Consider the following 18,889-nt stretch of genomic DNA (forward strand, 5'->3'; position numbering starts at 1 on the left):
GGATCACAGGGGTGATCCGGGCCGTCGTCGCGCTGAATCAGAAGCGCGGTATCAGAAGCGCTGTGTCAGACGTGGTAGGTCAGACGTGGTAGGTCAGAAGCGGTAGGTCAGAAGCGTCAGGACTGGGCGGCGGGCCCGTCGGTCGCGGCGGCCGTGCCGTTCGCGTCGGTGGTGTCCGTCGCGTCCTCGGCGCCTTCCTCGGACTCCGTACCGGTCGCCCGCTCGCGCATCTTCCGCACGAGTTCCTGCTTCTTGTCCTCGGCGACCTTGCGGTCGGCGTTCCGGGTGGGGCCGTTGCCCTGCTGGTCGGCGCGGGACAGCTTCTTACGCTGTCCGCCCACGCCGAGAAGGTTGTTCCGGCTTTTTGCCACGGGTTCTCCCGAATTGGTGAAGGCGAAGTGATCTGCGGATTCGTCTGGTGAGAGGCGGACCGTGACCGCCGCGTTCTCACTCGTAGATCTGGAAGAACATGCCCAAGACGCTACCACCGGGCGGCCGGCGCCCGTCACCTCATTTTCCCGGCCCCGCACCTCCGCGCGACGGCTCTCAGCCGTTGCCGGTCACCGTCGGATCCACGGTCGCCTGATGCGCCTCGGTGAGATGTTCCTCCGCCTTCAGCCACGGCAGGAACTGCGCGTTCTTGCTCCAGCCGCAGGTGTCACAGGTCAACGACCGCTGCATGCCCGCCTTTTGGACATGGACCACATGCTCTCGGCCGTGCTGGTCCCATCGGCTTACCTTGCTGCTGGTCGTGGGCGGCATGAGTGCCTCCTGTTGACGAATGCGGCCACTGAGCAGTGTGCGACGAAGCCCCCGGCTCCGTCACGGAACCGGGGGCTTCGAGCCACGAACGTAATCAGCGGCTGGGATGAGCGGCTGTGGTCAGCGCACGCGGCCGACGATCGTCGTCAGCAGCCGAGCAGCCGCTCACCCAGGTAACCCTGGATCTGGCTCAGCGAGACGCGCTCCTGCTTCATGGTGTCGCGCTCGCGCACCGTCACCGCGTCGTCGTCGAGCGTGTCGAAGTCGACGGTGACGCAGAACGGCGTACCGATCTCGTCCTGCCTGCGGTAACGCCGGCCGATCGCGCCCGCGTCGTCGAACTCGATGTTCCAGTTCTTCCGCAGGTCGGCCGAGAGCCCCTTCGCCTTCGGCGACAGCTGCGGGTTGCGCGACAGCGGCAGCACCGCGACCTTCACCGGCGCCAGGCGCGGGTCGAGCCGCATCACGGTGCGCTTCTCCAGCACGCCCTTCGCGTTCGGCGCCTCGTCCTCGTTGTACGCGTCGAGGAGGAAGGCCAGCATCGCGCGGCCGACACCGGCGGCGGGCTCGATGACGTACGGCGTCCAGCGCTCACCGGCCTCCTGGTCGAAGTACGTCAGGTCGTGGCCCGACGCCTTGGAGTGCGCGTTGAGGTCGAAGTCGGTGCGGTTGGCGACGCCTTCGAGCTCGCCCCACTCCGAGCCGCCGAAGCTGAAGCGGTACTCGATGTCGGCGGTGCGCTTCGAGTAGTGGGAGAGCTTCTCCTTCGGGTGCTCGAACCAGCGCATGTTCTCCTCGCGCAGGCCCAGGTCCCGGTACCAGTTCCAGCGCTGCTCCATCCAGTACTCCTGCCACGTCTCGTCCTCGCCGGGCTTGACGAAGAACTCCATCTCCATCTGCTCGAACTCGCGTGTGCGGAAGATGAAGTTGCCGGGCGTGATCTCGTTACGGAAGGACTTGCCCATCTGCGCGATGCCGAACGGCGGCTTCTTGCGCGAGGTCACCTGCACCTGGGCGAAGTTGGTGAAGATGCCCTGAGCAGTCTCGGGGCGCAGGTACGCGACCGAGCCGGTGTCCTGTGTCGGGCCGAGGTGGGTGGAGAGCAGCCCGGAGAAGGACTTCGGCTCGGTGAAGGTGCCCTTGTTGCCGCAGTTGGGGCAGTTGAGGTCCTTGAGACCGTTGGCCGGGGGCTTGCCGTGCTTCTCCTCGTACGCCTCCTCCAAGTGGTCGGCGCGGTAACGCTTGTGACAGGAGGTGCACTCGGTGAGGGGGTCGGTGAACGTGGCGACATGGCCCGAGGCTTCCCAGACCTCGGTGGCCAGGATCACCGACGAGTCGAGACCGACAACGTCCTCGCGCGAGGTGACCATGTAACGCCACCACTGGCGCTTGATGTTCTCCTTCAGCTCGACCCCGAGCGGCCCGTAGTCCCAGGCGGCCTTCTGGCCGCCGTAGATCTCACTGCTCGGATAGACGAAGCCACGGCGCTTGCTCAGGTTGACGATGCTGTCGATCTTGTCGGCGGCCACGGTGCTCTCTTCATTACGACGGCGAACGGCGAATGCTTCAGATTAGCGGCGGGCGCACCCCCTGTATCAAATCGGTGTCCCGCAGTGGCCCTCACCACCCCTTGTTGACAATCGTTTCCACTTTTGTTGAAAATGACTGTCATGAACGTACGACGCCTCATACCCACCGCCGCGCTCGCCGGATCCGTCACCCTCGGCCTGATCGCGCTGTCCGCGTGCTCCCCCTCCGACGCGGCCGACGGCGAGGGCGGCGCGGGCGGGAAGAGCGCCGGCAAGCTCGCGGTGGTCGCGTCGTTCTACCCCATGCAGTATCTGGCCGAGGAGATAGGCGGGACGCACGTCGACGTCTCCACGCTCACCAAGCCGGGTGTCGAACCGCACGAGCTGGAGCTGGGGACCCGGCAGGCCGCCCAGCTCGGCGAGGCCGACTACATCCTCTACCTCAAGGGCCTGCAGCCCGCCGTCGACGAGGCCATCACCGCCGCCGGCGTACCGGACACCGTCGACGCCGCCTCCCTCACCACGCTGGAGAAGCACGGCTCGGAGGTCGGCCACGCGCACGGCGACGAGGAGCACGCGGGCGAGGAGCACGCCGGCGAAGAGGACCACGCCGGGGAAGAGGAGCACGCCCACGAGGGCGAGGCCGGCACCGACCCGCACATCTGGCTCGACCCCGTGAAGTACGCCGAGGTCGCCAAGGGCGTCGGCGCCTCGCTGGAGAAGGCCGACCCGGACAACGCCGCCGCGTACCGGAAGAACACCACCACCCTGGTCGAGCGGCTCACCACCCTCGACACCGCCTTCAAGCAGGGCCTCGCCGACACCGACACCAAGACCTTCATCACCACGCACTCGGCCTTCGGCTATCTCGCCGAGCGCTACGGCCTCACGCAGGAGTCCATCTCGGGCATCTCCCCCGAGTCCGAGCCCAGCCCGGCACGGATCAAGGAGCTGCGCTCCATCGCGGCCGAGGACAAGGTCGGCACGGTCTTCTTCGAAACGCTCGTCAGCGACAGGACGGCCAAGACCGTCGCCGCCGACAGCGGTCTGCGGACGGACGTCCTGGACCCCCTGGAGGGAATCACGGAGAAGTCCAAGGGCGCTGACTACGTCGAGGTCATGAAGTCCAACCTCGCCGCGCTGGAGAAAGCCCTCGGCGCGAAGTGAACCAGCTGACAGCGGCAACGGAGGTACGGGACGTGGCGACAACGCACACCGGGCGGACAGAGGTGGCCGAGCAGGACGCCGCCGCGCCCCCACCCGTACCCGCGCCCACCGTCCTGTCGCTGCGCGGCGCCACCGCCACCCTCGGCTCCCGCCCCGTGCTGCGCGGCATCGACCTCACACTGCGGCGCGGTGAGGTCGTCGCGCTGCTCGGTGCCAACGGCTCGGGCAAGTCCACGGCCGTACGCTCCGTGATCGGCCAAGTCCCGCTCACCAGCGGCGAGGTGACCCTCTTCGGCACCCCGCTGCGGCGCTTCCGGGACTGGGCGCGCGTCGGCTACGTGCCGCAGCGCACCACGGCCGCCAGCGGTGTCCCCGCGACCGTCCGCGAGGTCGTGGCCTCGGGGCGGCTGGCGCGTACCGGACTGCTGCGGTGGCCCTCCAAGGCCGACCGGGCGGCCGTTCAGCACGCCATCGAGCTGGTCGGTCTCACGGACAGGGCGAAGGACGCGGTCGGCGCGCTCTCCGGCGGCCAGCACCAGCGGGTGCTCATCGCCCGCGCCCTCGCCGCCGAACCCGAACTGCTGATCATGGACGAGCCGATGGCGGGCGTCGACCTGGCCAGCCAGGAGATCCTGGCGGCCACGCTGCGTGACCAGGTGGCGGCCGGCACGACCGTCCTGCTCGTCCTGCACGAACTGGGGCCGCTGGAGCCGCTGATCGACCGCGCGGTGGTACTGCGCGACGGCTGCGTGATGCACGACGGCCCGCCGCCGAAGGCTCTGGGCCAGCACGCGCTGCCCGGCCACGACCACGTCCATCCGCATTCGTCGGCCGGCGAGCCGCACCGTACAGGACTGCTGACCTGATCATGGAAATCCTTGAGACCGCCCTGATGCAGCGGGCCCTGATCGCGGCCGTACTGGTCGGCGTCATCGCACCCGCCGTCGGTATCTATCTCGTCCAGCGGCGCCAGGCGCTGATGGGCGACGGCATCGGCCATGTCGCCATGACCGGTGTCGGTCTGGGCTTCCTGCTCTCCACCAGCCCGGTGTGGATGGCGACGCTCGTGGCGATCGTCGGCTCCATCGCGATGGAACTGATCCGGGCGTACGGCCGCACACGCGGCGACATCGCGCTGGCCATGCTCTTCTACGGCGGTATGGCGGGCGGCGTCCTGTTGATCAACCTCTCGCCGACGGGCTCCAACGCCAACCTCAGCTCGTATCTCTTCGGCTCACTCTCCACCGTCTCCGAGGCCGATCTGGACGCGATCTGGATCCTGGCGGCCCTGGTGGTGCTGGTCACCGTGGGGCTGCGGCGGCAGCTGTTCGCCGTCAGCCAGGACGAGGAGTTCGCGCGGGTCACCGGGCTGCCGGTGCGCGCCCTGAACCTGCTCGTCGCCGTCACGGCCGCCGTGACCGTCACCGTCGCGATGCGGGTCGTGGGCCTGCTGCTGGTCAGCGCGCTGATGGTGGTGCCGGTCGCCGCCGCGCAGCAGATCACCCGGTCCTTCGCCGTCACCTTCGTCCTGGCGGTGGTGATCGGTACGGCGGTCACACTGGCCGGCACGGTCACCTCGTACTACCAGGACGTCCCGCCGGGAGCGACAATTGTCCTGCTGGCCATCGGCGTCTTCCTCGTACTGACCGTGCTCGCGACCCCACTCGCGAGACGGCGGGCACGGGAGTTGAGGTCGGCGGAGAGCGAATGCGTCCAGGACCCGGCGGACTCTCCCGCCGTTCCCGCCATGCGCGGGCCGTCGGACGAGGCCACGGTCTGACGCGAGCTGGCAGAATGGCCCGACAGACAAGCGATTCGGGCAGAAGTATTGGAGGCACCCGTGACGACTGCGCCTGGCGGTGGGGCGAGCACTGCCCCCGTACGCGGCCGATCGACCCGGCAGCGTGCCGCGGTGGCCGCCGCGCTGGACGAGGTGGACGAGTTCCGCAGCGCGCAGGAACTGCACGACATGTTGAAGCACCGCGGCGACTCCGTCGGTCTGACAACGGTCTACCGCACGCTCCAGTCGCTCGCCGACGCGGGCGACGTCGATGTGCTGCGCACCAACGACGGGGAGTCCGTCTACCGACGCTGCTCGACCGGTGATCACCACCACCATCTGGTGTGCCGGGTGTGCGGCAAGGCCGTCGAGGTCGAGGGCCCGGCCGTTGAGCAGTGGGCCGAGACGATCGCCGCCCAGCACGGCTTCGTGGCCGTGGCCCACACGGTGGAGGTCTTCGGCACCTGCGCGGAGTGCGCCGCGGGCGGCGGTCGGTCCGGCCGGTGAGGTGACCGGTGCGGGGCCGCCCCGCCGGCCGCCCCGCCCCGTCGCACCGCGTCCGCGAGTCGGGCGCCCTCGCGTTACACGCCTTCGCCCGGGTGGTTCTGCTCGCTCAACTCGCCCGACTTGTCCGACTGGTTGGGCAGCGCTCCGCCGAAACGGCGGTCCCGGTGGGCGAATTCCAGACAGGCCCGCCACAGGTCCCGCCGGTCGAAGTCCGGCCAGAGCACGTCCTGGAAGACCATCTCGGCGTAACTGCTCTGCCAGATCAGGTAGTTGGACGTGCGCTGCTCACCGCTCGGCCGCAGGAAGAGATCGACGTCCGGCATGTCCGGGTAGTACAGATACTTGGCGAAGGTCTTCTCGTTGACCTTGGACGGGTCGAGTTTGCCCGTCGCCACATCCTGGGCGAGCGCCCGCGCCGCGTCCGCGATCTCCGCGCGGCCACCGTAGTTGACGCAGAAGTAGAGCGTCATGGCGTCGTTGTCGACGGTCTGCTCCTGCGCGACCTGGAGCTCCTGGACGACCGACTTCCACATCTTCGGCATCCGGCCGACCCACCTGATGCGGATGCCCAGCTCGTTCATCTCGTCACGGCGGCGCCGGATGACATCGCGGTTGAAGTTCATCAGGAAGCGCACCTCGTCGGGTGTGCGCTTCCAGTTCTCGGTGGAGAAGGCGTACAGGGAAAGGTTCTTGACGCCCATCTCCAGACAGCCCTTGAGCACGTCCAGCACGACGCCCTCGCCGACCTTGTGGCCCTCGGTGCGCGGCAGACCGCGCTCCTTGGCCCAGCGGCCGTTGCCGTCCATGACGCACGCCACGTGCTTGGGCACCAGCTCGCCGGGGATCTTCGGCGGGACCGCACCGGAGGGGTGCGGCTCGGGGACCTTGTACTCGCGGCGGGGCCGGCCCAGGATTCCGCGTCGTGCCATGCGCTCGTGTCTCCTAATTCTTCTCTACATATCTGAGTGAGCGCAGACCGCGCTCCAGATGCCAGTGCAGATACGCGGACACCAGCCCGCTGCCCTCCCGGACATGACGAGCCTCGCACGCGTCCGCCGTCCCCCAGTCCCCGGTCAGCAGCGCGCTGAGCAGTCCGACCGCCTCCGACGACGGTACGACGCTGCCCGGCACCCGGCAGTCACCGCATATCACCCCGCCCGCCGCGACCGAGAAGAACCGGTTCGGGCCGTCGAGACCGCACTTCGCGCAGTCGTCGAAGCTCGGCGCGTAGCCGTTGACCGCGAGGGAGCGCAGCAGGAACGCGTCGAGGATCAGATGGGGTGCGTGCTCCCCCCGCGCGAGCGTACGCAGCCCCCCGACGAGGAGCAGATACTGCTGGACCGCGGGTTCGCCCTCGTGGTCGGTGAACCGCTCGGCGGTCTCCAGCATGGCCGTACCGGCCGTGTAGCGGGGGTAGTCGGTGACGATGGCGCCGCCGTACGGGGCGATGGTCTCGCTCTGCGTACAGAGCGGCAGCCCGCGTCCGACGAGTTCGCTGCCGCGTGCGAAGAACTGCACGTCGACATGGGAGAACGGTTCGAGCCTGGCGCCGAACTTGGACTTCGTACGGCGCACTCCGCGCGCGACGGCCCGGACGCGGCCGTGCCCCCGGGTGAGGAACGTGATGATGCGGTCCGCCTCACCCAGCTTCTGGGTGCGCAGCACGATGCCGTCGTCGCGGAACAGGCTCATGGCGCCATTCTCCCGCACCGGGAGGGTGCGCGGGGCTGCCGCCCCGGTTCCGGGTCAGCCGGGGGCCGCGGCCGTGAGCGGCGGATCACCGGGGGTCACCAGCCCCGACTCGTAGGCGATGATCACCAGTTGCGCCCGGTCCCGCGCCCGCAGCTTGCCCATGATGCGGCTCACATGCGTCTTGGCCGTCAGCGGGCTGAGCCGGAGCAGGTCCGCGATCTCCGTGTTGGTGAGGCCGCGCGCGACGAGGGCGAGCACCTGCCGTTCGCGGACCGAGAGGCATTCGGGGCCGCCGGCCGTCGCCGCCTCCGGGATCCGGCTGCGGGCGCTCAGTACGCGGGCGATCAGCCGCGCCGTCGGGCCCGGGGAGAGCAGGGAGTCGCCGGCCGCCACCGTCCTGATGGCCGTGAGGAGTTCGGCCGGTCTGGTGTCCTTCACGAGGAAGCCGGACGCCCCGGCGCGCAGCGCCTCCACGACATGGTCGTCGGTGTCGTACGTGGTGAGGACCAGCACCTTGACGCCGGCCAGGTCGTCGTCGGCGGCGATCAGCCGGGTCGCCTCGATGCCGTCCATGTCGGGCATCCGGATGTCCATGACGACGAGGTCGGCGCGTGCGGAGCGGGCCAGTTCGACGGCTTCCCGGCCGGTGCCGGCCTGGCCCACGACCTCCATGTCGGCGGCGGACTCGACGAGCATCGCGAAGGCCGCCCGGACGAGGCGCTGGTCGTCGGCGAGCAGGACACGGATCATGCGACGGACTCCCGCCGGTCGCCGCCCGGTTCGGCCGGACCGGCGGGTTCACCGACTGCCGGCCGGTCGCCTTCCGCCCGCTCGCCGTGCTCCCGCAGCGGCAGGACCGCGGCCACCCGGAAGCCGTCGTCGTACGGCCCCGCGTCGAGCGTGCCCCCGACGCTGCGCGCCCGCTCGCGCATGCCGACGATGCCGTAGCCGGGTTCGGCGGGTGGCTCCTTGCCGCCGAGCGCGCCCCCGTTGTCGGTCACGGTGACGTGCAGAGCCCTGTCGCACGTCTCCACCAGCACCCGCACCCGTGGGGCGGGGCCCGCGTGCCGTACGGCGTTGGTGAGCGATTCCTGCACGATCCGGTACGCGGCGGCCTCGGCCACCGGCGGTACGCGTACGCCCTCCGTCCGCACCGTGAGCATGGTCTCCGCGCCCGCCGTCCGCGCGGCCGTCACCAGGCCGGACAGCGCGGCCAGATCGGGCAGCGCCCCGCCCCAGGTGCCCTCCTCGCCCTCCGCCGTCCCGGCGCGCAGCACCTCCAGCGTGGTGCGCAGCTCGGAGCGCGCCTCGCGGCAGGTGTCCGAGATGCCGTCGAGCGCCTGTGTGATCGCGGCCCGGTCCAGCCGGTCGGGGTCGACGGTCAGGACGTGCGACGCCACCGACGTCTGTACGCCGATGAGCGTGATGCTGTGGGCCAGCAGGTCGTGCAGGTCCCGGGCGATCCGCAGGCGTTCCTCGGCGACGCGCCGGGCCGCCTCCTCCTCGCGGGTCCGCTCCGCGCGTTCGGCGCGTTCCACGACCGCCGCGATGTACTTGCGGTAGACGCGTACGTCCATGCCGATGACGACGACCGCGATGATCCAGCCGGACGTGCGGAGCATCTCCACGCCCCGGTCGGTGTTGATGAGCAGCATCACCGTGAGCGTGAGACAGACGATGCCGACACCGAGCAGCGCGGCGCGCAGCGGCGGGCCGGTGACGGCGAGCGTGTAGAGGGCGACCATGGTGGCCGGGGTGGTCGCGGCGTGCGGGTAGTCCAGCGCGTGGTACGGGGCGACGAGGGCCACCATGACCACCAGGACGGCCACGGGGTGGCGCCGGCGCCAGATCAGGGGCACGACGACAGCGGCCATCAGCGCCCAGCCGAGCGCGTCGGGGCGCTTGCCGTCGGTCACAACGAAGGCGAGCAGGACGCTCAGCGCGCCGGCGACCCCGGCGACCACCAGGTCGGTGCGCAGTTGGTGCGGTGCGTCGAGCGGGTCGCGGTTGAGCACCGCGAAGACCCGTTCGGCGCGCGGTCCTCTGCTGGAGGTCTCTGACACGGGCTCATCCTCTCTCGTTGCGCCCCGGCGCGGTACGGCCGCCCGCACGGCGCCCGGTGCGGTGCGGCTCCCGGTGCGGTACGGCTCCCTCCCCCTCGGAGCCGTACCGCACCTCCGGGCTCACCTCCGCTCAGACCCCGCCGCTCAGACCCCGCTGCCGACCGACTCCCGCTCGCGGTCGTCCTGTTCACCGTCGCCACGCTCCCCCGCGGGCGGCGACGTGGCCGGCGGCCTGGACAGCGCTCCCGGCCACCAGACCTTGCGGCCGAGGAGCACGCTCGCGCTCGTCACCAGATACGTACGCACCAGGAAGGTGTCCAGCAGGACGCCCACGGCGACGAGGATGCCCATCTCGGCGAGCATCACCAGCGGCAGGCTGGCCAGGACACCGAACGTCGCGGCGAGTACGACACCGGCCGAGGCTATGACGCCGCCCGTGGTGCGCAGCGCGGTCAGCGCGGCGGCCTCGGGCTCGGCCCCCTTCAGTGCCTCCTCCCGCATCCGGTGCATGAGGAAGATGCCGTAGTCGACTCCGAGCGCGACAAGGAAGACGAACGAGAGCAGCGCGAGCCCCGGATCGACTCCGGCGAAGCCCAGCAGCGGCTCGAAGACCAGCCCGCCGATGCCCATCGACGCGCCCCACACGACCACGACGGCGAACACCAGCATCAGCGGTGCGACGAGGCTGCGCAGCAGGGCGACAAGGATCAGCAGGACGGCGATGACGACGAGCGGGATGACATAGAGCCGGTCACTCCTGTTGGTGTCGGCGAGGTCGATCTGCTGTGCGCTGGGCCCGCCGACATAGGTCTCGTCGCCGAGGGTGGAGCGCAGCCGTTCGATGGTGGCGGTCTCCCCCGCCGACTCGGGCGCGTCCTTGGCGAAGACGGCTATCTCGGTCCAGCCGCCGCCGCTGCGGCCCCGTTCGGCGTCGGCGACGCCGGGGACCGTACGGGCGGTGCCGAGCGCCGCGTCGGCCTTGCCGGTCGGCGCCATGACGCTGATGGGCTGGGCGCTCTGCTCCGGGTAGGCGTCGGCCAGGCGCGCCATGGCGGTGACCGACTCGGGCCGGTCGATGAAGCTGTCCTCCTGCTTCACGGGGCCGGGCAGGTTCAGCACGCCGAGGGCGAGGGCGCCGAGCACCACCAGTCCGGTGCCGAGCACGGCGACCGGCCTGCGGGCGGCCGATGTGCCCATGGCGGCGAAGAAGGAGCGGCGCTGTTTGACCTCACCGCCGTGGGCGGGGATCAGCGGCCAGAAGACACGGCGGCCGAGGAGCACCAGGACGGCGGGGAGCAGCGTGAGCATCGCGATGAGCGCGCACACGACGCCGACGGCGGCGATCGGTCCCATGCCGCTGCTGCTGTTGAGGTCGGCCGCCAGCAGGCACAGCAGACCGGCGGCGACGGTGCCGGACGAGGCGAGGACGGCGGGGCCGCAGGTGCGCAGCGCGGTGCGCATGGCGTCGTACGGGTGAGGTACGCGGCGCAACTCCTCCCGGTAGCGGGCGACGAGCAGCAGCGCGTAGTCCGTGCCGGCGCCGAACACGAGCACCGTCATGATCGCCGCGCTCTGGCTGGTCACGACCACGTCGAACGCCTGCACCAGCCCGTAGACGACCGCCATGGAGCCGACGGCGGCGGCGCCGACGACGAACAGCGGCACGATCCACAGGAAGGGGCTGCGGTAGGTGAAGATCAGCAGGACGGCGACGACCAGCACGGTCGCGATCATCAGGGTGCCGTCGATGGACTCGAAGACGGCCTCCATGTCGGACTGGAGCGCGCCGGCTCCGCCCACCTCGATGTCGAGGCCGTCCCTCTCCGCTCCGTCGCCCGTGGTGACGGCCCGTACGTCCTCGACGAAGGCCGTCTGCGCGGCCTCCTTGTCGACTCCCGGCCCGTCGGGGACGGCGCTCGCGACCGGGTACATCAGGGCTGTGCCGTCCTTCGACGGGATGCCCTTGGGCGGGGCGACGAGCTTCTGCTCGGCCGCGATCCGGGTCAGCTGCTCCTCGGCGGTCGTCCGGTCGGCGGCGGTGAGCCCGCCGTCGCGGTGGTAGACGACGATCACATCGGTCGTCCGGCCGCCGGGCAGCTCCTGCCGGACCTTCTCCACATGCGTGGAGTCGGCGCTCGCCGGGAGGTAGTCGACGGCCTCGTCACGCTGTACATCGCTGAGTTTCCCGGCGAACAGGGCGGCCACGGCGATCACGATCACCCACAGCCCGACCACCGCCCAGGGCAGCAGACGTCTGCGTTTGTTCTCGGACCCCATCGCGGGCCCCCCTTCTGCACAGCCGGTCAGAGTCTGGTTCCAGCCTCGCGGAAGGCAGCGGCGAAGTCATCGCGCGTGAGAGCGAGATGGGGATTACCGCCCCGGGTGACAGTCGCGCGCGGCTACTCCCGCGGGAGTATGCGGGCGGGCGGGCCGGGTCGCCGGAGAAGTGGCTCAGGAGGAGGGCGTACGGGCCGATTCGAGGAGCCGCGCGGTGTCGTCGGCGCACAGCTGCAGCGCACCGCCGACGATGGTCAGCACATCGCGCTCCGCCGCGCTGTACGGCCCGTCGGCCAGCGCGATCCGCGCGCCCTGGAGCAGGATCGACTCCCGGCCGGCCGTGGCGAGATGCGGGGCCAGCGGCTCCAGCGCCTCGTGCAGCTCGATGGCGAGTGCCGCGCCGCACGGGCCCGGGTCGATCAGGAACCGCCCCGTGTCGGCGGCCAGCGCCTCCACCAGCTCCGTGAGCTGCTCCTCGGTGCAGTCCTCGATCCCGGCCGACCTGACCGTGCCGACCGCGGTCTCCCGGACCGTACGGGAGGAGGTGCCGCCCGCGGCGAGGACGGCCAGCGCCACCGTGTGCACGGCGTCGCGGAGCATCGCGGAGAAGCGGACGGTGGTGGGGTGGTCGAGGATGTCGGTGCCGAAGTGGCCGTGGCAGGCGGCGCATTCGATGACGGGGCCGGCCTCGCCGCGCGGCACCAGCGGCACGCCGAGCACGGCGAAGCGGCGACGGCCGGTGCGTCGGCGGTAGTTGCGGTCACCGCCGCAGTCGGGGCAGAAGAACTCGCCGTCCCCGATGGTGTTCCACGCGGTGTGAATGCCGCAGATGCGCAGTTTCCTGCCGTTCGATCCCTGGCCTGGCAGCACGTCGCGCACCTCCATAACGCTTCGGCAACTTTGCCGCATTGACGTGATGTTAACCACAGCAACGATGCGGCGTCATTACCTCGGCGTCAGGTCGCCACGACATGGCCGAACCCCGCCCACCGCGTTTGGTGGACGGGGCTCCGGTTCCGGCGGTAAAGGCTCAGGTCAGCGCGTTGCGCGGTTCACCGCGGAGACGACGGCCTTCAGTGAGGCACGTGTGGTGTTGGCGTCAATGCCGATACCCCACAGCACCTGTCCGTCGATCGCGCACTCGATGTACGAGGCGGCCTGCGCGCTCGCGCCCTCGCTCATGGTGTGCTCCGAGTAGTCGAGCAGCCGGGCGTCGACCCCGACGGCGGCCAGCGCGGCGAAGAAGGCCGAAATCGGCCCGTTGCCGGAGCCGGTGAGCACGGTGTCCTGGCCGTCCACGACGGCTTCGACGGTGAGGGTGTCCGTGCCGTCCTTGTCGGTGGTGCTCTGACCGGAACGCAGCTGGATCCGGCCCCAACGGGAGCCGGTGCCGTCCGAGTTGGGCAGGTACTCGTCCTCGAAGGCCGACCAGATCTGCTTCGGTGTGACCTCGCCGCCCTCGGAGTCCGTCTTCGCCTGGATGATCCGCGAGAACTCGATCTGCATCCGGCGCGGCAGGTCCAGCTTGTGCTCGTTCTTCAGCACGTAGGCGATACCGCCCTTGCCGGACTGCGAGTTGACCCGGATGACCGCCTCGTACGAACGCCCCACGTCCTTGGGGTCGATCGGCAGATAGGGCACGGCCCACTCGATCTCGTCCACGGTCTTGCCCCGGGCGGCCGCGTCCGCCTCCATCGCGTCGAAGCCCTTCTTGATGGCGTCCTGGTGGGAGCCGGAGAAGGAGGTGTAGACGAGGTCGCCCGCGTAGGGGTGGCGCGGGTGGATCTCCATCTGGTTGCAGTACTCGCTGGTGCGACGGATCTCGTCGATCTGCGAGAAGTCGATCTGCGGGTCGACGCCCTGGGAGAACAGGTTCATGCCCAGGGTCACCAGGTCGACGTTGCCGGTGCGCTCGCCCTGGCCGAACAGACAGCCCTCGATCCGGTCGGCCCCGGCCATGATCGCCAGCTCGGCGGCGGCGACGGCGGTGCCTCGGTCGTTGTGCGGGTGCACGGAGAGACACACGTGCTCACGGCGCGACAGGTTCCGCGACATCCACTCGAAGCGGTCGGCGTGCGTGGACGGCGTGGAGCGCTCGACGGTGGCCGGCAGGTTCAGGATGATCTCGCGGCCCTCCTCGGGCTGCCAGACGTCCATGACGCCCTCGCAGACCTCCAGGGCGAAGTCCAGCTCGGTGTCGGTGAAGATCTCCGGGCTGTACTGGTAGCCGAAGACCGTCTCCGGGCCGAGGATCTTCTCGGCGTACTCGGAGACCAGCCGCGTACCGTCCACGGCGATCTGTTTGACCTGCTCACGGCTGCCGCGGAAGACGACGCGGCGGAAGGTGGGGGCGGTGGCGTTGTACAGGTGGACGGTGGCGCGGTGGGCGCCGACGAGCGACTGGACGGTGCGCTCGATCAGCTCTTCCCTGGCCTGCGTCAGGACGGAGATGGTCACGTCCTCGGGAATGGCGCCCTCTTCGATGATCGACCGTACGAAGGCGAAGTCGGTCTCGCCGGACGAGGGGAAGCCGACCTCGATCTCCTTGTAGCCCATGCGCACCAGCAGGTCGAACATCTCGCGCTTACGGGCGGGCGACATGGGGTCGATCAGGGCCTGGTTGCCGTCGCGCAGGTCGGTGGAGAGCCAGCGGGGCGCCTGGGTGATGCGGTTGTCCGGCCACGTCCGGTCGGGGATGTCCACGGCCTCGTAGCGGCCGTACTTGTGGATCGGCATCCCGGACGGCTTCTGGGTGTGCGTCGCGTTGGTGATCGGGGTGGGACGGCCGACGGCCGATCCGGCTACCGCGGGGTCGGACAGGCGCTCGGAAGTGCGCTCAGACATTGCGTGGGGCTCCTCGTGTGTCCGCTGGAACGGCCGACGGGGCGGGAAAACCGCATCACCAGACTCCGCGGGGAGGGGGTCGGCCTACGACTACAGACCCTCGCCGCGGCAGCTAAGGAGAAGCAGCCCGAAACGCATGATGTCCCGCAGCCTAGCGGAGCCGTCCGGTCCGCGCGGTCCCGTATCAGTATGCGGGATCACCGGAGGTTCGGGCCAAACGCCTGCGAAACCCCCATTTCGCAGGCGCTTCGCCGCTCAGTCCATTGGTGTCATGAGGCAGAAGGGGTGGCCGACGGGGTCGGCGTACACCCGGTAGCCGATCGGCTTGTCCGAGCCGTCGAGCAGGGTCGCGCCCAGGGCCAGGACCTGGCGCTCGGCCACGTCGAGATCGGCGACCATGATGTCGAGGTGCATCTGCTGGGGATGGCCGGGGACGGACCACTGCGGCGGCCGGTAGTCGTCGACCTTCTGAAACGTCACGACGTGAGTGGGCGGCGTGGTGCCGAGCATGACGAACTCGCCGGTGTCCTCCAGCCGTGGGAGTGACAGCAGTTTCCCGTAGAAGTCGGCCAGCTCGGACGGATCGGGGCAGTCGATGACGGTGGAGAACAGGTGTCCGATCATCCGGCCGATTATGGCGCAGCCGGCTCTGATCGGGTCGGTAGCCCCATCAGCCGTCTCGTCGGTCGCCCGTCAGCCGTCCCCCGTCGGCCGCCCCGTCAGTCGCCGAGGAGCCGCTCCCACAGCAGCCCGTCCCGCCAGCTCCCGTCGAGGAAGATGGAGGAGTGCGCGACGCCGTACGGACTGAACCCGTTGCGGCGCAGCACCCGCTGCGACGGCAGATTCTCCAGATTGGTGGACGCCTCGGCCCGGTGCAGACCGAGGTCGTCCCGCATCACCCGCAGGACCAGCCCGACGGCCTGCCCGGCGTGCCCCTGGTTCTGGGCGACGCTGCCGATCCAGTACCCGACGGAGCCGCGGCGCAGGTGCGGCTGCGGCAGGATGCCTCCGACGGTGACCTGCCCGATCACCTGGCCGTCGGCGAGCACCACGCCCGGCCAGACCGTGCCGGCCCGGTGTCCGGCCAGCAGGCCGTCGATCCGCTCCGCCTGGCCCTCCGGGGTGAAGAAGTCGGCCGGCTGGGCCGGTTCCCAGGGCCGGAAAGCCTCGGCGTCCCGTACCCGGTGCGCGGCTATCGGGCCGGCGTCGTCGGGCTCGATCAGACGGATCCTGGTGTCGCCGCGCACGGGCCGGTCCTCGTCGGGGCGCGTCGTCAGAAGCCGAGCTTGCGCAGCTGCTTCGGATCGCGCTGCCAGTCCTTCGCGACCTTCACGTGCAGATCGAGGAAGACCGGTGTGCCCAGCAGCGCCTCGATGTGCTTGCGGGACTTGGTACCGACCTCCTTGAGCCGCTTGCCCTTGGGGCCGATGATGATCCCCTTCTGGCTCGGCCGCTCGATGTAGACGTTCGCGTGGATGTCCAGCAGCGGCTTGTCCGCCGGCCGGTCCTCGCGCGGCAGCATCTCCTCGACCACGACAGCGATCGAGTGGGGCAGTTCGTCCCGTACGCCTTCGAGCGCGGCCTCGCGGATCAGCTCGGCCACCATGACCATCTCGGGCTCGTCGGTGAGGTCGCCCTCCGGGTAGAGCGGCGGGCTCTCCGGCAGCAGGGGGACCAGCAGGTCGGCGACGAGCTCGACCTGGTCGCCGCTGACGGCCGAGACCGGGATGATCTCCGCCCACTCGAAGCCCAGCTCCTTGCCGAGCTGGTCGATCGCGATCAGCTGCTCGGCCAGGACGCGGGAGTCGACGAGGTCGGTCTTGGTGACGAGCGCGACCTTCGGCGTCTTCCGGATCCCGGCCAGCTCCTTGGCGATGAAGCGGTCACCTGGGCCGAGCTTCTGGTCGGCGGGCACGCAGAAACCGATGACGTCGACCTCGGCCCAGGTGGTCCGTACGACGTCGTTCAGCCGCTCGCCGAGCAGCGTGCGCGGCTTGTGGAGACCGGGGGTGTCGACCAGGATCAGCTGCGCCTCGGGCCGGTGCACGATGCCGCGCACCGTGTGGCGCGTGGTCTGCGGCCGGCTCGACGTGATCGCCACCTTCTGGCCGACCAGAGCGTTCGTGAGGGTGGACTTGCCCGCGTTGGGGCGACCGACGAAGCAGGCGAAACCGGCCCGGTGGGGGGCTTCGGACGGTTCGGCGGAAGTCTCGGGAGACGAAGGGGTACGAGCGCTCATGCCGCCCATTCTCCCCGATGGTCCCGCCCCCGCCGACCAGTCGACCCGGAGGCGGGCCCTCCGGATGGCTCAGCCGGCGCTCACCGTGCTCCGTACGGTGCCGTCGGGACCGGCCACCAGGACGGGCGTACCGGCCCCGCCGAGATCCCGTACGGCGGCCCGGTCCTCGTCGCTCGCCGCCTCGGCGTCGGTGACGACGGCGGCGGCCTCCAGCGAGGTGGCGCCACTCGCGACGGCCATGGCGACGGCGGTCCGCAGCGCGCTGAGCTTGAGGGAGTCGAGGTCGACGGTCCCGGCGGCATAGGTCCGGCCGGTGTCGTCCCGCACGGCGGCCCCCTCGGGCACCCCGTTACGGGCACGGGCGCTGCGGGCCAGCGTGATGATCTTGCGGTCCTCGGGGTCGAGGCCGGTGTTCTGCGTCGTCATGCGCCCGAGCATAGAGAGCCCGGCCGTCCGAGCAGACAGAAGGGATGCCCCGCCGGATCCGCGAAGACGCTCCACCCGGCGGGGTCGACCCGGAGCAACACGGCGCCGAGGGCGAGGACTTGCTCGCGGGCCCGGTCGATGTCCGTGACGTCGAGGTCCAGATGGAACTGCTGCGGATACTCCCCGTCGGGCCACCGCGGCGCCCGATGGTCCGGCACCCGCTGGAACGCGAACACCGGGCCGTCCCCGGTGTGCAGGGTCGCGAAGCCGTCGTCCACGGCCCACCGGGGGTCGGGCCGGTTGACGGTGCCGCCGAGGAGCCCCTGGTAGAACCGCGCGAGCTCCAGCGCGTCCGGGCAGTCCAGTACGACGCACTGCAGTGTCCCGATCACCGACGGACCGCCTCTCCGTCGCGCAGGACGTCCCCGTCCGCCGGGACCCGCGACTCGCACGGGTCGCACAGGACCAGCTCGATCCGCCTGCTCTCACGCCGGGACCCGTCCGCGCCGCAGCGTTCACAGACCGCCTCGCTGCGCCGGGCGAACACCTCGATCAGCGCGTGGAACCGCTCGTACTCGACGTCCGTCCAGTTCCCGCCCCGTTCCCACGGCCGCGGAAACGCCTGGAAGGCCAGGGACGCCCACTTCTGCTTCACGGCGAGCAACTCGTACTCGGGAAACTCCACCACGACGGCCTGATGACACGCCAGCACCAACTCCCGCCAGCCCGGCCCCACTCGCACCACCCCCGGAGGATTCCTGAAGTGCCGCAGGACCTGGTCCAACCCGTCCTGCGGGACCTCCCCGCGCTCAACTGCCATCAGGCACCCCGAGACGTACTAGGCGTCGAAGTCGTACTCAAGAACGTACGCCGCCGAGTCGAGAACCATCTCGTTGATTTCGACCGCTCGCCCGTCGCCGGTGAACGCCGTGCGGCAGATCAGGACGACGGGCGTCCCGTCGGACAGCTCCAGCCGCCGCGACTCGTCCTGGGACGGCATGCGCGAGCGGACTTCCTCCCTGAAGTGCGCGGGTTCATGGCCGAGTTCACCGAGACGGGCATAGATGCCACCCGGCCCGGTGTCCTCCCGCGTGATGGCGGACCCCGCGACCAGCGCGGCGGGCAAGTAGCTCACCGCCATGAGCACCGGCTTCCCGTCCAGGACGAAGCGCCGACTCCGTACGCACACGGCGTCGTCCGGAGCCAGGTCCAGCACATGCGCGACCCGCTCCGGAGCGGGCTCCTCCGTCACGGTGATCTGATCGACGACGAGGTCACGGCCTTCGACGTCCGCCGCCCAGATCGACCGCCCCGCACCCCACCGCTCACTGGACAGCCGCTGAATCCCCGGCCGACGCAGCGGTCGAAAGGCCCGCACGAACACGCCGGCTCCCTTGCGGGACTCGGCGAGCCCTTCGCTCCGCAGCACCCCGAGCGCCTGCCGCGCGGTCATCCGGGCCACACCGTGCGTGGCCATGAGATCGTTCTCGCCCGGCAGCCGCGCCCCGGGCGCGTACTCACCGGCCCGAATCGCCTCACGCAGCGCGTCGGCGATGCGCTGGTACTTCGGCTGTCCCTCGCTGTCCTTGGTCGCCATGCGTCG

21 protein-coding genes are annotated in these 18,889 nt (G+C 70.3%); 4 read left to right on the forward strand and 17 right to left on the reverse strand.

Features of this window, described 5'->3' with window-relative positions:
* Positions 1-116: 116 nt before the first annotated feature.
* The 3 genes from ACFUN8_RS23465 to ACFUN8_RS23475 form a co-directional block, all read right to left on the reverse strand.
* A complete protein-coding gene (locus ACFUN8_RS23465; protein ID WP_383640896.1) occupies positions 117-371 on the reverse strand; it encodes a DUF6243 family protein in 255 nt (84 codons plus the stop codon).
* 175 nt (positions 372-546) lie between these two features.
* Positions 547-762: a hypothetical protein gene (locus ACFUN8_RS23470; protein ID WP_383640899.1), complete on the reverse strand. Its 216-nt coding sequence runs from the start codon at positions 760-762 to the stop codon at positions 547-549.
* 146 nt (positions 763-908) lie between these two features.
* A complete protein-coding gene (locus ACFUN8_RS23475) occupies positions 909-2,291 on the reverse strand; it encodes a glycine--tRNA ligase (RefSeq protein WP_383640902.1) in 1,383 nt (460 codons plus the stop codon).
* 141 nt (positions 2,292-2,432) lie between these two features.
* On the opposite strand from ACFUN8_RS23475, the gene ACFUN8_RS23480 reads away from it, so the two are divergent.
* The 4 genes from ACFUN8_RS23480 (at position 2,433) to ACFUN8_RS23495 (ending at position 5,745) form a co-directional block, all read left to right on the forward strand.
* Entirely contained in the window at positions 2,433-3,458 is a 1,026-nt protein-coding gene (locus tag ACFUN8_RS23480; RefSeq protein WP_383640905.1) for a metal ABC transporter substrate-binding protein, read from the forward strand.
* Positions 3,459-3,520: 62 nt separating this feature from the next.
* The gene (locus tag ACFUN8_RS23485; RefSeq protein WP_383640990.1) at positions 3,521-4,324 is read left to right on the forward strand and encodes a metal ABC transporter ATP-binding protein; all 804 of its coding nucleotides are present in this window, start codon (positions 3,521-3,523) and stop codon (positions 4,322-4,324) included.
* A gap of 2 nt (positions 4,325-4,326) precedes the next feature.
* Complete coding sequence (locus tag ACFUN8_RS23490; protein ID WP_383640908.1) at positions 4,327-5,238, forward strand: metal ABC transporter permease; 912 nt, start codon at positions 4,327-4,329, stop codon at positions 5,236-5,238.
* 60 nt (positions 5,239-5,298) lie between these two features.
* Positions 5,299-5,745: a Fur family transcriptional regulator gene (locus tag ACFUN8_RS23495; RefSeq protein WP_383640911.1), complete on the forward strand. Its 447-nt coding sequence runs from the start codon at positions 5,299-5,301 to the stop codon at positions 5,743-5,745.
* A gap of 74 nt (positions 5,746-5,819) precedes the next feature.
* Here the strand turns inward: ACFUN8_RS23495 and ACFUN8_RS23500 are convergent, their stop codons facing one another.
* From ACFUN8_RS23500 to ACFUN8_RS23565, 14 genes are all read right to left on the reverse strand, one after another.
* Positions 5,820-6,674, reverse strand: a complete 855-nt coding sequence (locus ACFUN8_RS23500; protein WP_383640914.1) for an isoprenyl transferase — start codon at positions 6,672-6,674, stop codon at positions 5,820-5,822.
* A gap of 13 nt (positions 6,675-6,687) precedes the next feature.
* Positions 6,688-7,437: a DNA repair protein RecO gene (gene recO, locus ACFUN8_RS23505; protein WP_364467778.1), complete on the reverse strand. Its 750-nt coding sequence runs from the start codon at positions 7,435-7,437 to the stop codon at positions 6,688-6,690.
* A 54-nt stretch (positions 7,438-7,491) separates the two neighbouring features.
* A complete protein-coding gene (locus tag ACFUN8_RS23510; protein WP_383640917.1) occupies positions 7,492-8,187 on the reverse strand; it encodes a response regulator in 696 nt (231 codons plus the stop codon).
* Positions 8,184-9,500 carry a sensor histidine kinase gene (locus ACFUN8_RS23515; protein ID WP_383640920.1) on the reverse strand — a complete coding sequence of 439 codons (1,317 nt, stop codon included), beginning with the start codon at positions 9,498-9,500 and terminating at the stop codon, positions 8,184-8,186. Before ACFUN8_RS23515 ends, ACFUN8_RS23510 begins: the two co-directional genes overlap by 4 nt.
* A gap of 144 nt (positions 9,501-9,644) precedes the next feature.
* Complete coding sequence (locus ACFUN8_RS23520; protein ID WP_383640923.1) at positions 9,645-11,777, reverse strand: MMPL family transporter; 2,133 nt, start codon at positions 11,775-11,777, stop codon at positions 9,645-9,647.
* A 174-nt stretch (positions 11,778-11,951) separates the two neighbouring features.
* The gene (locus ACFUN8_RS23525; protein WP_383640927.1) at positions 11,952-12,647 is read right to left on the reverse strand and encodes a TerB family tellurite resistance protein; all 696 of its coding nucleotides are present in this window, start codon (positions 12,645-12,647) and stop codon (positions 11,952-11,954) included.
* A gap of 165 nt (positions 12,648-12,812) precedes the next feature.
* Complete coding sequence (gene leuA, locus ACFUN8_RS23530; RefSeq protein WP_383640930.1) at positions 12,813-14,621, reverse strand: 2-isopropylmalate synthase; 1,809 nt, start codon at positions 14,619-14,621, stop codon at positions 12,813-12,815.
* Positions 14,622-14,876: 255 nt separating this feature from the next.
* Positions 14,877-15,245 carry a VOC family protein gene (locus tag ACFUN8_RS23535; RefSeq protein ID WP_383640933.1) on the reverse strand — a complete coding sequence of 123 codons (369 nt, stop codon included), beginning with the start codon at positions 15,243-15,245 and terminating at the stop codon, positions 14,877-14,879.
* A 95-nt stretch (positions 15,246-15,340) separates the two neighbouring features.
* Positions 15,341-15,868 carry a GNAT family N-acetyltransferase gene (locus ACFUN8_RS23540; protein WP_383640936.1) on the reverse strand — a complete coding sequence of 176 codons (528 nt, stop codon included), beginning with the start codon at positions 15,866-15,868 and terminating at the stop codon, positions 15,341-15,343.
* Positions 15,869-15,894: 26 nt separating this feature from the next.
* Positions 15,895-16,869 (reverse strand): GTPase Era, encoded by a 975-nt coding sequence (gene era / locus ACFUN8_RS23545; RefSeq protein ID WP_382567865.1) that lies wholly within the window; start codon positions 16,867-16,869, stop codon positions 15,895-15,897.
* A gap of 60 nt (positions 16,870-16,929) precedes the next feature.
* Entirely contained in the window at positions 16,930-17,286 is a 357-nt protein-coding gene (locus tag ACFUN8_RS23550) for a cytidine deaminase (protein WP_383640939.1), read from the reverse strand.
* A complete protein-coding gene (locus ACFUN8_RS23555; protein ID WP_383640942.1) occupies positions 17,283-17,678 on the reverse strand; it encodes a VOC family protein in 396 nt (131 codons plus the stop codon). Before ACFUN8_RS23555 ends, ACFUN8_RS23550 begins: the two co-directional genes overlap by 4 nt.
* Positions 17,675-18,106, reverse strand: a complete 432-nt coding sequence (locus tag ACFUN8_RS23560; protein ID WP_383640945.1) for a hypothetical protein — start codon at positions 18,104-18,106, stop codon at positions 17,675-17,677. Before ACFUN8_RS23560 ends, ACFUN8_RS23555 begins: the two co-directional genes overlap by 4 nt.
* Before the next feature lie 18 nt (positions 18,107-18,124).
* Positions 18,125-18,883: a GntR family transcriptional regulator gene (locus ACFUN8_RS23565; RefSeq protein WP_383640948.1), complete on the reverse strand. Its 759-nt coding sequence runs from the start codon at positions 18,881-18,883 to the stop codon at positions 18,125-18,127.
* Positions 18,884-18,889: the final 6 nt, after the last annotated feature.

It is taken from the genome of Streptomyces sp. NPDC057307, from assembly GCF_042667665.1.
Taxonomy (GTDB): domain Bacteria; phylum Actinomycetota; class Actinomycetes; order Streptomycetales; family Streptomycetaceae; genus Streptomyces.